The organism is Bacteroidota bacterium, from assembly GCA_013360915.1.
Classification (GTDB): Bacteria; Bacteroidota; JABWAT01; order JABWAT01; family JABWAT01; genus JABWAT01.
The window spans coordinates 284808-298416 of record JABWAT010000002.1; the positions used below are offsets into that span (position 1 = coordinate 284808).

Annotated in this window: 10 protein-coding genes; 7 read left to right on the plus strand and 3 right to left on the minus strand. The window is 51.3% G+C overall.

The genetic code is table 11. The features are described 5' to 3' along the window. The first annotated feature begins 109 nt into the window (after positions 1-109). On the plus strand, positions 110-922 hold the full coding sequence (locus tag HUU10_04955) for a TonB family protein (GenBank protein ID NUQ80942.1): 813 nt from the start codon (positions 110-112) through the stop codon (positions 920-922). Positions 923-929: 7 nt separating this feature from the next. On the opposite strand, the gene HUU10_04960 is transcribed toward HUU10_04955, so the two are convergent. From HUU10_04960 to HUU10_04970, 3 genes are read right to left on the minus strand one after another with little or no spacing between them, the layout of a single operon-like run. Next, entirely contained in the window at positions 930-3191 is a 2262-nt protein-coding gene (locus HUU10_04960; GenBank protein NUQ80943.1) for a UvrD-helicase domain-containing protein, read from the minus strand. A gap of 6 nt (positions 3192-3197) precedes the next feature. Continuing rightward, on the minus strand, positions 3198-5726 hold the full coding sequence (locus HUU10_04965; GenBank protein NUQ80944.1) for a SpoIIE family protein phosphatase: 2529 nt from the start codon (positions 5724-5726) through the stop codon (positions 3198-3200). A 54-nt stretch (positions 5727-5780) separates the two neighbouring features. Next, a complete protein-coding gene (locus tag HUU10_04970; protein ID NUQ80945.1) occupies positions 5781-6173 on the minus strand; it encodes a hypothetical protein in 393 nt (130 codons plus the stop codon). A 349-nt stretch (positions 6174-6522) separates the two neighbouring features. Between HUU10_04970 and HUU10_04975 the strand changes: the two genes are divergently transcribed. The 6 genes from HUU10_04975 to HUU10_05000 all read left to right on the plus strand — a co-directional run bounded on the left by HUU10_04975 (position 6523) and on the right by HUU10_05000 (position 13521). After that, positions 6523-8370, plus strand: a complete 1848-nt coding sequence (locus HUU10_04975) for a DEAD/DEAH box helicase (protein ID NUQ80946.1) — start codon at positions 6523-6525, stop codon at positions 8368-8370. 235 nt (positions 8371-8605) lie between these two features. Further along, complete coding sequence (gene asd / locus HUU10_04980) at positions 8606-9640, plus strand: aspartate-semialdehyde dehydrogenase (protein NUQ80947.1); 1035 nt, start codon at positions 8606-8608, stop codon at positions 9638-9640. Between the two features lie 3 nt (positions 9641-9643). Further along, positions 9644-11005, plus strand: coding sequence for a lysine-sensitive aspartokinase 3 (gene lysC / locus HUU10_04985; GenBank protein ID NUQ80948.1), 1362 nt, complete (start codon positions 9644-9646; stop codon positions 11003-11005). 20 nt (positions 11006-11025) lie between these two features. Beyond that, positions 11026-11796, plus strand: coding sequence for a 4-hydroxy-tetrahydrodipicolinate reductase (dapB, locus tag HUU10_04990; GenBank protein NUQ80949.1), 771 nt, complete (start codon positions 11026-11028; stop codon positions 11794-11796). Continuing rightward, the gene (locus HUU10_04995; GenBank protein NUQ80950.1) at positions 11793-12686 is read left to right on the plus strand and encodes a 4-hydroxy-tetrahydrodipicolinate synthase; all 894 of its coding nucleotides are present in this window, start codon (positions 11793-11795) and stop codon (positions 12684-12686) included. The genes dapB and HUU10_04995 overlap by 4 nt, the downstream gene beginning before the upstream one ends. Continuing rightward, positions 12679-13521, plus strand: a complete 843-nt coding sequence (locus tag HUU10_05000; GenBank protein ID NUQ80951.1) for a 2,3,4,5-tetrahydropyridine-2,6-dicarboxylate N-succinyltransferase — start codon at positions 12679-12681, stop codon at positions 13519-13521. The genes HUU10_04995 and HUU10_05000 overlap by 8 nt, the downstream gene beginning before the upstream one ends. Positions 13522-13609: the final 88 nt, after the last annotated feature.

The window sequence follows — 13609 nt, forward strand, 5'->3', positions numbered from 1 at the left end:
TTAAAAAACATCTGAGAGGATAATCATGAAGGGTGTTCTTTAATCAGGTGGTCATTTGCCCGACAAACAAGTTACAGACCTTTGTGCCTGAAATGAAAGGGAGAAAACCATGAAACCAAACATCCTTGCATTGGCCGGACTATTGATTCTGATGATTCCTGCAGGTTTGGCTGCACAGACCGGAAAAATTTCGGGCCGGGTGATCGGGGACCACACTCAGGAACCACTTTCCGCTGCCACGGTCATCATCAGTGTGAAAGGGGAAGCCAGGCAATCGGTGCGGTCAAATGCCAACGGAAATTTCAGTTTTTCAAATCTTGAACCCGGCACCTATGACCTGATTGTGAACAAGAAGGGATACAACCGGTTCAGCAAAGCTGTTCGTGTGAATCCGGATTTCACTCTCAGACTGATTATCCCGGTGGAAGGCGGAGAGAAGCCCGTTTCCAAAGGAGTCCTGATTGCATCAAACTCATCAAAATCAGTGGAAGTAAAGCAACCCGGGCTGACCCAGATCAAACCCGTTGCCGACCAGATACAGGGGGCAGAACCAGGGCCTTCGGCCGATACATCTTCAGAATATCCGGGGCTGCAAACCATACCTGAAGAAGTTCCTGCTGATGTTCTGGTAGACTATCCTGATACCGAACCGGCACCTGAAGGTGGGCTAAAAGCGGTGATCAGGAATATCGAGTACCCTGATCAGGCGATCCGGATGTTTATTCAGGGAAAAGTGGTTGTTTCGGTTTTAGTGAACAGCAAGGGAGAGCCCGAGCGTGTGGATGTTCTGACAAGTGCACACCCGGTTCTTAGTGAAGCAGCCATCAACACCATTTACAAAACCAGGTTCATTGCGGCAACTCAGGGAGGAAGGGCCATCAGTGCAAGAGTCAATCTTCCGGTCCAGTTTGTGCTGCGCTGAACGCGGGTCAGCGAACCACCTGAAGGTTTGCGAATTTCAGAACCAGGGTTTTTACGCCGGCTCCGATGAAATGAACCACTGCCTTTCGGGTATCACCGGACCCGGCTACCGATTCAACCCGTCCCTTGCCGAACTTGGCATGCTGAACATATACCCCAGCGCGGATATCTGCCTGACCGGAGTCATATACCACCGTTCGTTCCTTTGAGGATGATTTCTGGTTTTTGTATTTCTCATCGCGCCAGTAATATGGATTTTTCTGGCTGTATTCTTCACGGCTGCTGTCACCCAATCCGGTCATGAAGGCGGCCTGACGTGGCTTGGATTCGGCCTGAACCCGACCTTCGGTCCTGATGTGAGTGAGGTCCATTTCGTCAATAAACCGGCTTCGGATGGTATACTCTGACTGGCCAAAACGGAAACGGGTCTTGGCATGGGAGAGGAAAAGGAGTTTTTCGGCCCGGGTGACACCCACATAGCACAACCGGCGTTCTTCTTCCATCTGGCGGGGATCATCCATGGCTCCGGATAGAGGGAAAAGTCCATCTTCCAGTCCGGCAAGAAACACCACGGGAAATTCCAATCCTTTCGCTGCATGAAGGGTCATCAGCGTCACCGCATTTCGTTCGCCATCCAGATTATCCACATCGGTCACCAACGCCACTTCCTGCAGAAAGGCATCCAGGCTGGCATCGGTCCTGCCCGCGGCAAATTCCTCGATGGCATTGATCAGTTCCTGCACGTTTTCCACGCGAGCCCGACCTTCCTGTGTCTGTTCCTGACCGAGATCGCGAAGAATTCCGACCTGCTCAATGTAGGTTCTGATCAGAAGACCCAAAGGGGAATTGGACAAGTTGGACCGGGTTGACTGAATGGCTTGCCCGAGTTCAGTCAGTGACTGACGTTGTTTGGCGTTCAGTCCGCCGATCATATCGGCCGACTGAAGCAATTCCACCGGACTCCGGTTGGCCTGATGCGCATAGTCCAGTAACCGGTTTAAAGCCGTTTCACCGATTCCGCGTGCCGGATAGTTGATGATCCGCCGGAAACTTTCCTCGTCTTTCGGATTGATCAGCATTTTCAGATAGGCAAGAACGTCTTTGACTTCCTTGCGCTTGTAAAACTGGATGCCCCCGATAATGATATAGGGAACGGAAATGCGGCGGAGGCCATCTTCCATGGCACGGCTTTGGGCATTCGTCCGGTAAAGGATGGCAAAATCCCGGTTCTGGTACCCTTTTGTGATTTTAAGATTCTGGATGCAGGCTGCAATTTTTGTCGATTCATCCCGCTCAGAATCTGCTTCAATCAGGGTGATGTGATCACCTTCCGGGTTATCGGTCCAAAGGGTTTTCTTAATCTGGTCCTTATTTGCTTTAATAACAGAGTCGGCTACTGATAATATCCGTTGGGTAGACCGGTAATTCTGTTCCAGACGGACGACCCGCGCTTCGGGATAGTCTTTTTCGAAATCAAGGATATTCTGAATATCGGCCCCGCGCCAGGAGTAAATGGACTGGGCATCGTCTCCCACCACGCAGATGTTGCGGTTTTTAGCGGCAAGCATTTTCGAAATCAGATATTGCGCACGGTTCGTATCCTGATATTCATCGATCATCAGGTAACGAAACTGATCCTGATACCGGGCGAGACTTTCGGGACGTGCTTTGAACAGTTCGATGGGTTTCATGAGCAGGTCATCGAAATCCATTGAATTGGCTTCTTTCAGCCTGACCTGGTATTCCTCATAAACCTCGGCGGCCTTTACATCGGCCGGGAAAACAGCAGCCTGGTGAAAATCGGCCGGGTACCACATCCGGTTTTTGGCAGACGAAATTTTCGACATGATCATCCGGACGGGGAATTGCTGGGTATTCACCTGCTTATCTGCCAGAATCCGTTTGATGAGGCTTTCCTGATCCTCGGTATCGTAAATGCTGAATTGTTTGGTATAGCCAATTTTATCGGCTTCATATCGAAGGATCCGTGCAAACACCGAGTGGAAGGTCCCCATCCAGATTCCCTTGCTGATGGTCTCGCCGGTAATGGCCGAAATACGACCCTGCATTTCACGCGATGCTTTGTTTGTAAAAGTCAGGAGGAGCAGTTGCCAGGGCTGGGCATGCTTTTCAGCAAGCAGGTGGGCGGCGCGGAAGGTCAGCACACGGGTCTTTCCGGAGCCGGCGCCGGCAATAATCATGACCGGTCCGGCCACAGTGGCAGCCGCCTCGCGCTGGCGCTCATTCAATTCATCTAAAAATCGGGACATGGGGACTTAATCCAGTTTTCCTAAATAGCGTAGTACAAAAACCGTCATGTCATCATCGTGGTCACGGCCGGCTGCGAATGAATCGCAGGCGTCGAACATCGCACGGGTGATCATGGCCGGCTGAAGCCAGGTACGGGTGATCCGTTCGGCTGCATGGTCGAATCGTTTTTCCTCGAACCACATGACATCATCCGGATTGGTTCGTTCGGTGAACCCATCCGAAGTGGCGATCAGGACATCTCCCGGATTTAATTGAAACGACAGCGTGCTGAGTTCAAAGTCGGGGATCATGCCCAATGGGGGACCAGTCAGTTCAAGAACCGTGAAGGTATCTTTTTTTGCGTTGTAATAAAAGGGAAAGGGCATTCCGGTCGAGCACATCTCCACACGGTTCCGGTCCAGATCGAGGACCATCAGCGTCAGGCCCATTCCGATTCCTCGGTTCCGGATGGATTCACGGAGAGCCAGGTTGAGGTTTTTAACCAGTTTCTCCATGGGAAGGTCAATGTTGTAGGATCGGATGGAATTGATCAGTGCCATTTTCAGCATACCGACCACCAGTCCGGCACCCACCCCATGACCGGTTGCATCCCCGATGGCCAGACACCAGCGGTTTTTATCGATATGAATCACATCGTAATAATCGCCACCCACTTCTGCGGCGGTCCGCATCCCTGCATCGATCAGAACAGAAGGATGAATAGCCAGTGATTCGGGAAGCATATCGAACTGAAGCCGTCGTGCAAATTCCAGCTCTTCCGATTTCCTTCTCAGGTCCATCTGGAGCAATTGCTCTTCCTTTTCCTTTTGAAGGAGCAGGACTTCTTCTTCCTTGGCCTTTCTCACCGATTCAATCATCTGGTTGAAGGAACGGGTAAGGTACCCGATTTCATCGTCCTCACGCACCGGCACCCGCACATCGAGGTTACCGGCATTTACCTGACGAACCCCATGAAGTAAAATCCGGATGGGGCGCACCACCGTCAGGCGGAAAAAGGAAGGGAAAACCAGAATCACCAACAGAGTGGAAGCCACAATCATGATGATAAAAACACTGGAACCCTGATGGATGTAATTCCGGTGTTCCTGGTAGAAGTCCTCGAAAAATGCCCGGCCGGGAGGTGTGGTGACCGACACGCCCGAACTGAAGTTTACCGGAAATCCTTCGCCACCGGTTCCGGGATCTGCACCGATATATCCCGGTAAGACCGGACTGAGTCCGATGTAACTCATCCGGATACGGCCATCCGGAAAAAAGAGAACCTGAAAACTGTTCGAGGTCCGGCGTCCGAAATCGGGAACGCCCAGCCAGGTCACCGAAACCAGTGAATCCGATTGGTGAAGCAGAACAGACCCACCCTGTTCCGGATTCAGATCTTTGAACAGGATGGCCAGTTTTGGGGTTGGCCGGTAAAATTCAAAGACCAGATAACTGCGGATGGCTTCCCGGAAGCTGACCATTCCATTGGCGGAAACCCAGATCTGGCGGTAGTTTTCGCCAAAAAAAGGAAAGGAAAAGGGGAGGGACACGGTATCGGCGCCGGCATCGGTCAGAAGCAATCGCTGTTTTCCCGGAGTTTTCCAAAGCGGAGGTCCGGTGGCGATCCGGTAACCACCATTGACCAGCGGAATCAGATCAATGGTTTTCATATCGGGGGCCCGGCGTGTGAAATCGTAAATCTCGCTCAGTTTCGACATGGTTGCTGAACCGACGGTGCTGAGGACAACCAGAATCGTTACCATCGAAACCACAATGATTTTACGGGAAATGGTAGATGGTTCCGGTGATAATTTGAAGTAGGCAAGAATAAAGGAGAACAAAAAGAGCAGCCAGGCAGCGTTGGAAAAATACAGGTTGGTCTGTTCCGAAATCAGGCTGGCGTGAAACAACACATTCAGCAGCGTGGGAACCGACCCCAGCAACACAATTCCTGCCAGCAGGATCAGATCCCGGAATGGTTCAAGCGATTCATCCCTTCCGCCGGCAAGGCTTTTTAACAGCGTTCTGATCAGACGGCGGTGATAGGCCAGGGACCAGAAGTTCAGCGGATTCCGGTCGGTGACGGGTACCATGGCCTGGCGGACCAGAAGAACCACGGCCCATGCAAAACCGGTAAGAATCAGCAGGTTGTATGCAATCTGTTCTTCGGGGATGTAATGCTGGTAAGTGACCATTCTGAAAGTCAGAACCGCAGCAAACACCACCAGAACTGCCGTGCCGGTGATTCCCATGACTTTCATTTCTCTGACAAAATTCAGCCGAGGGTAGTGATAGGCATATTGATTAAACAGCAGGATGGCCCCGCCCAGCAGCACATACCGGATGGGGATGAGAAACTTAGCCCAGAAATCGAGCAGGGAAGAAGCGAGAAAACCGGTGAGAAAAAAGCTGCTGATCAGAAGAAAAAACAGCAAACGGTACCAGCCGCGGGTATGACGTTTCCGGCTGATTACGAAAAAAACCGCAATCAGCGTGGACAGCAGAAACTGTGAAAACGCACTGATGGAAAACTGATTAAAATAGAAATCGGGCATGGTAAGCAGTCATCCGGCCTCAATCAGGGCCGGATGGGTTGGATTGGCGACTGTTCAGCGTTGTTTTCCGGTTGGCACCCTCAGCAGCGAATCGGCTGTTTTCAGGGCGGTGGCAGACAAGTCGATGGCCTGTCTGATTCGTTGGGAAACAGTATCCAGACTGGCCATTTGCCGGTCAAGAATGGCGGTAACCTGTTCATGGGAGAGCGCTTCATAATCCGGCTGACCCAAATCGGGCATTACCACATTCATTTTCTGAATGGCCGATTGAACCGCAGATGAGGCAGAATCAGTCAGGGTGCGGATCTGGGCAGCATTCATCAGAGAGCCTGCTCTGGATTCAAGGGTCAACCGGATGGAATCCAGTTTTTTCTCGACGGACATCAGGTAGCGGTGATGTTTCATTTCTACATGATGAATGCTGTCAATTTCGGCATATTTACTCATTTCCTGTCTCATGTCGGAATCTGATTTTCCGCACGACCACAACAAAAAAGCGGAAAAAGATGCGATCACAATGGATTTCATGACACTCCTTTGGTTCATACAGAGAGCAAAAGTAAACAACCCTCTCAGGTATAAGAAATGCAGGACATAGGTTTTTTCCCGATACAATGCTTAACTTTGTAGCCGACCCGAAAATTCCGGGTCCGGGTGCGACCCCCGGGAATAAATAAATGCGCTAACCGCCAACGAGTCAGGCCACTGTCCTCGACTATCGATCGCCGATCCGCAAGCCCCCCACCCGTCACCAGCTGGATTATACCAGCTATTAACAACACTGAAAGAGATAACGTTGAGTTTCGAAACATTCAACCTCCATGAAAGTATCATGGAAGGTATCCGCGATGCCGGATACCAGACCCCCACGGCCATTCAGGAACAAGCCATTCCCATTATCATGGAAGGCAAAGACCTGATCGGGTCCGCCCAGACGGGCACAGGAAAAACGGCCGCCTTTGTACTTCCGGTCATGCACCGGTTGCTTTCAAACCCAAAACCAGGCATCCGTTGCCTGATTTTAAGTCCGACACGCGAATTGGCCACCCAGATTTACGACCAGATCTGGGGTTTGGGATATCACACCGGTCTTTCCTCTGCCAACATTATTGGCGGAACCGATTGGGTCGATCAGTCAGAAGCCCTGAAACGCGGAGCCAACCTCGTTGTTGCCACTCCCGGACGTCTGATGGACCAGATGCGTGACATTGCCATCGATTTCAGCTCGGTTGAGATTCTCATCCTGGATGAAGCAGACCGTATGCTGGACATGGGATTCATGCCGGCTGTTATGAATATCCTTTCCAAGCTGCCTGCAGAACGTCAGAATCTGCTTTTTTCTGCCACCATTCCCGGTAAGATCAAATCCATCACCGAAAACATGATGAAAGATCCCATCTGGGTCAATGTGGCCAGCTATCGTGCGGCTGACACGGTTACCCAGCGGTATTACCTGGTTCCTGAATTTCAGAAACCAGACCTTCTGGCAAAGCTGATCAAGAAACATGAATGGAAATCGGTCATTGTTTTTACCGGCACCAAGAAAGGGGCCGACCACCTGACCGGAAAGCTTCAGCGCCGCGATATACCGGTATCGAGTATTCACGGAGATCGCAGCCAGGAAGAACGCGAAATTGCATTGAATGCCTTTAAATCAGGTCAGTATCAGGTTCTGGTGGCCACCGATGTCATCGCCCGCGGAATCGACATTACCGATGTAAGCCACATTGTTAATTTCGACATTCCCCGTGATCTGGATGATTACATTCACCGGATCGGCCGGACCGGCCGGAACGAAGCAACCGGAGAAGCAGTCACACTCGTTTCACAGGGTGAACTGAAGTATCTCGATACCCTTCGCGACCGGTTGAAAATTGAGATTCTGCGCGAAGAAATCCCGGAAGATATTCAGGAATTTCTTGATCAGAAGGCAAAAAACATTGACCATCGCCGTGATCCGAAAAAACTTCGTCATGGTCAGAGGCCTCATCGCGGTGACCGCCCGCATCATTCTCCGGACGCTGCAGAAGCCGGAGTGGGAACCGTTTCTGCCGGAGCAGATCTGGTCGATGCAGTTGGTGAAGCTTCAACGCCTGCAGAAGGCGAAGAGGCAATCAAGCGGAAAAAATCAAACCGGAATCGTCGCCGGCCGAAAAAACGGCCGCAGGGTGATGGTCAGGCGGTTGGTTCAGAAGCTCAGTCAACCGTCCGCGAAGGACAGGAGTCTGCTGAACAACCCCGGCAGGAAGGAAGACAGCAGCCCCGTCGTGAACCAAGGCAGGATAACCGTCCGCCCAGAGAGCCGCGTGGTGATAACCGGAACGAACCCCGCCAGGACAACCGTCCGGATAACCGGCAAAGGGAACCACGGACCGACAACCGCCAGCGGGAACCCCGTTCAGACAACCGGAATGAGAACCGTCCGGATAACCGGCAGCAGCGGCAGGACACGCGCGGTCCGAGGCAGCAGGGTCAAGGTCCGAGAGACCGTAAACCAGGGCAGCAGCAAAAGCCGCGTCCGCAGGGCCAATCCCGTGTTTCTCAGGCAGGCCGGAAGCCAGAAAGTAAAAATGATGGTCTGAAACTATCTCAACCAGGCAGCCTGCTGACCAAAATCGTCAGGTTTTTTACCGGTAAAAAGTAAAAATCTGGTTGTAAATCTTCTGTGGAATGCCCGGCCTGTGCCGGGCATTTCTGTTTTATAGCAGATCAGTTGCCGTATTTTCTTGCGTAATTTCCTGTATCGCCGTGAAATATTAACCAAGGACTAATGATCAGGCAGGTGGTTGGTACTTTGAGTTTGGTTAACCCGTTTTCTATTTTCGCATTCCATTTTTAAAGTCTGTGTCGCCTTTGCGTTCAGAACAACGGGAGAACCTATGAAAATCAATGTTGCCATTCTTGGGGCCACCGGTGCGGTGGGCCAGCGATTTATCCAACTGCTCGAAAACCATCCGGTCTTTCAGATCCATGAGCTTGTTGCTTCCTCCCGCTCTGCAGGGAAACCCTACCGGGAAGCTGCCAAATGGAAATTGGCCACTCCGGTTCCCGAAGATGTAAAAAATAAAGTCGTTCTGTCACTCGATGCTTCCCTCGAATCCAAAATTCTTTTTTCAGGATTGGACTCTGATGTGGCAGGTGAGGCCGAAGCAGCTTACCGGTCTAAAGGTCATCTTGTTATTTCCAATTCAAAGAACCATCGCATGGATACCGATGTTCCGCTGGTGGTTCCTGAAATCAATCCGGATCACCTGGATCTGGTCACCCGGCAAAAATCGGTTTATGGTGGCGCCATTGTGACCAATCCGAATTGTTCAACCATTGGTCTGGTACTGGGTCTGGCACCTGTGTTCGACCTTGGTATTGAACAAGCCATTGTATCGACCATGCAGGCCATTTCCGGTGCCGGCTATCCCGGGTTGCCGAGTTTTGATATTCTGGATAATGTGATTCCGCACATTGGGGGAGAAGAACCCAAAATTGAAGAGGAACCACAGAAAATTTTCGGAACGCTGAGCGGACAAACGATCCTGCCTGCCACAGTCCGGACGAGCGCCATGGTTCACCGGGTCCCTGCGCTGGATGGCCACCTGATTGCGGTGTCGCTCCGTTTTAAGAAACCGGCCACACGTGAAGAATTGGTCAGCCGGTTCACCCATTATACCGGTGAGCCACAAAAGCTGGGCTGCTATTATGCACCCACTCCTCCCGTGCAATACTTCGAAGCAGTTGACCGCCCTCAGACCCGTCTGGACCGTGATCTGGGCCGGGGAATGACCGTATCGGTCGGAAATCTGAGACCCTGCAGCATTTTTGACTGGAAATACAATATTCTCGTTCACAACACCGTTCGTGGGGCGGCTGGCGGAACCATTCTCATCGCTGAACTGATGGTGAAGAAGGGACTGGTCTGATCCATGATCGTGATGAAATTTGGCGGAACCAGTGTCGGAACCGCCCAGCGAATTCAGGAACTGACCCGAATCATCGGGTCGTATCAGAACAGCAATCCGATTGTGGTGGTATCTGCCATGTCGGGTGTAACCAACCTGCTGGTTGATGCCTCAGAGAAGGCAAAATCGGGCGACTACAATGCGTTTTACCGTTGTGTCGATGAAATCACCCAGAAGCACCTGCAGTGTATCGAAAACATTTTTGACAGCCATCCTGAACTGCTCAAACCGCTTTATGAGTACACCCTCGCTCATGTGAAGGAAATCAGAAACCTGCTGGAAGGGGTGGCCATTCTGAAAGAACTGACTCCCCGGACCAGTGATCTGATTAACAGTTACGGCGAGCGGATCTCCTCGATGATTGTTACCTATGCCCTCAACGCTTCCGGCATTCCCTCTCAGCATGTCGATGCCCGCGATGTGGTGATAACCGATTCTGAATTCGGGGCAGCCAAACCTCTCATCCCAAAAATCAGGTCACGCGCAGAAGAAGTGGTGGTGCCTGTGGTGAAATCGGGCAAAATTCCTGTGATGGGTGGTTATATCGGCAGAACTGTGGATGGAATTACATCCACACTTGGCCGGGGCGGATCCGATTACACGGCTGCCGTGATCGGATTGGCTGTCGATGCCAGTGAGATCCAGATCTGGACCGACGTGGATGGAATCATGACCTGCGATCCGAGAATGATTCCGAATGCAAAAGTTCTGACCAAGGTATCCTTCAACGAAGCCAGTGAAATGGCCTTTTTTGGGGCCAAGGTACTTCATCCGTCCACCATTAAGCCAGCCGTTGAGAATAACATTCCGGTGAAGATTCTCAACTCCTTCAACCCGTCCTTCCCGGGTACGCTGATCACCAATGAAACCGATGCCGGTTTTCCCATAAAGGCCATCGCCTTTAAGAAAAAGGTGACCGTTATTTCCATTTCCAGTCCGAAATTGTTGTACGGTTTCGGATACATGGCCCGTCTTTTCTCTGTTTTTGAGAAGTATAAAACGTCCATCGACATTGTGGCCACCTCTGAGGTCTCGGTTTCCATGAGTCTGGATAATACCGATCAGATCGGATCCATTGTGGCCGATTTATCAGAAATTGCCGACGTGAAAGTGGAAAACGAACTGGCTATCATTTCCATTGTCGGAATGAATTTCTCCCAGAAAAGTGGTATTGCAGCCAAAATTTTTACAGCGCTTCAATCCATCAATATTAAAATGATTTCCTTCGGTGCATCCGATATCAACTTCACGCTGGTGGTTGATATGAAATCATTGGAGCCGGCTGTAAAAAATCTGCATCGTGTACTGTTTGATGACGTAAACTGATCGTGAAAGGACAATCCCCAATGAAAAAGCTGCGGTTAGGACTTGTTGGTGTCGGACAGATGGGAACCCGCCTGATTGAACTGGCACCCGAACGGGGCCACACCATTACTGCCGAGTTTAAGAGCAACTATCCTTTCACCGAGGAACGGATGATTCAGGCCAAGGACCGGGTTGATGTGTGGATCGATTTTTCCCATGCATCCCTTACTGAAAAACTGGTAAAGACCGTGTCTGAACATCAGCTTAAACTGGTGATTGGCACCACCGGTTGGTACGACAAGCTGGATGATTATAAAGCCATGGTTCAGAATTCAGGAGCCGGTGTCATCTACGCCCCCAATTTTTCAACGGGCGTCTACACGTTTAATAAAATTGTTGAATTTGCGGCTTCCATCATGTCGAAGCTGAAAGCCTATGATGTGGCCATCCATGAAATTCATCATCATGAAAAACGGGATGCCCCGAGCGGAACCGCAAAATCATTGGCTCAGACACTTCTTACCCATTACAAGGCTTCCGGACTGAAGAAAAAGGTGGTACCTCTGGCTCCGGGAAACACCGACATTGCGGCAGATACCATTTACGTGTCTTCCTCCAGAGTAGGCCATGTGGTGGGTCGTCATGAAATTCAGTTCGACAGTGTGGAAGATTCCATCGGACTGATCCACGATGCACGCAGCCGGAATGGTTTTGCACTCGGCGCCATACGGGCAACCGAATGGATTTATGACAAGCAGGGATTTTACAATCTCGACGATTTTTTTGCCGATTTATTGGGTAATCAGGAATGAGAAGCCGGTTCCAGGGCTGTTTTACAGCGATTGTCACTCCAATGAACCCGGATGGGTCCATTGATTATCCATCGTTGCAGCGGTTGATTGACTGGCAGATCGGGCAGGGAATTCATGGACTCGTCGTGGCTGGTTCAACCGGTGAGGCGGCTACCCTGACAGATGAAGAGCAAACCGAATTAATCCGGTTTGTTGTGAAAACTGTCAATGGCCGTTGTGTGGTTATTGGCGGAGCCAGTTCCAATGTGACCCGTCAGGCCATCCGGCGGGCAGAAGTGGTTTCTGATCTGGGTGTGGATATGTTGCTTTCCACCTCACCCTACTACAACAAACCCACCATGAGCGGCATTGTCGAGCATTACCGTTTACAATCAGCGGCGAGCAAGGTACCGGTCATAGCGTATAACGTCCCCGGTCGCACCGGCAGCAATATCACTGCAGATACCACCCGTCGTTTGGAAGATTTGCCCAACATGGGAGGCATCAAGGAAGCTTCAGCCAGCGTGGTTCAGGTCCTTACCGTTTTAAAAAATCGTTCGCGGCGCGATTTCCATGTCTGGTTAGGAGAAGACTCCCACATGTTGCCGTTAATGGCCTGCGGCGCCGATGGACTGATTTCCGTGGCATCCAACGAGATTCCGGGACCGCTCAGCAAAGTTGCAGAACTTGCATTGGCCGGAAAAACAGCAGATGCAGCCGCTGTCTTTCTGAAAGTTCTCGATTTACTCGAGGCCAATTTCTGGGAATCGAATCCGATTCCGGTTAAGTACATCCTTTCCAGAATGGGATTTGTGCAGGAACAATACCGCCTGCCGCTGGTTCCTGCTTCTGATGCCACCAAAAAACGGCTGGATGATCTGGCCGCTTCCCTCGGATTGTATCATGTCTGATTTAAAAAACCGCATCGGATCCGCCTTTCAGAAACCTGCATCGGAACTGACCGCAGAGGACCGACAGGCGTTTGATCAATTGCTGGCCGGATTGGAATCCGGATCAATTCGGGCAGCTGAGCCGGGTGCAGATGGTTCCTGGTCGGTTAATCATTGGGTGAAACAGGGTATACTGGTGGGCTTCCGGTTGGGAATCATTTCCGATCAATCCACCGGTGGATTTCCGTTTTTTGATAAAAACACCTATCCCATGCAAAATCTGAATGGCGTCGAACGGTCGGTGAGAATTGTTCCAGGTGGTTCATCTGTCCGTCGCGGAGCCTTTCTTGGCAAAGGGGTGACATGCATGCCGCCGATGTATATCAACGTGGGTGCTTTTGTTGATGAAGGAACCATGGTGGATTCACATGCACTGGTCGGATCCTGTGCCCAGATTGGGAAACGGGTTCATTTGTCGGCTGCCGCCCAGATCGGTGGTGTGCTCGAGCCGGTCAATGCGCTTCCGGTGATCATTGAAGATGACGTGATGGTCGGTGGAAATACCGGAATCTACGAAGGCACCGTGGTTAAACGGGGCGCCGTCATCGGAACAGGTGTCATTCTGACAGCCTCAACGCCTGTCTATGACCTGGTGAATGAAACAGTTTACCGCCGGACCGAACAAGGGCCCCTTACCATTCCGGTAAATGCAGTGGTGGTGCAGGGAAGCCGATCGGTGAAATCGGACTTTGCCCAACAGCACGGCCTGGCGATCTACACCCCGGTTATCATCAAATACAAAGACGATAAAACCACTGCCGCTGTTGCACTGGAATCGGCGCTCAGGCCGTTGTAGGGGAAGTAGTCAGGAGGCAGGAGCCGGAATTCGGCCCTTCGAATACCCAAAGGCCTCGGTTAAATCAGTCACCAATCACCCATCACCG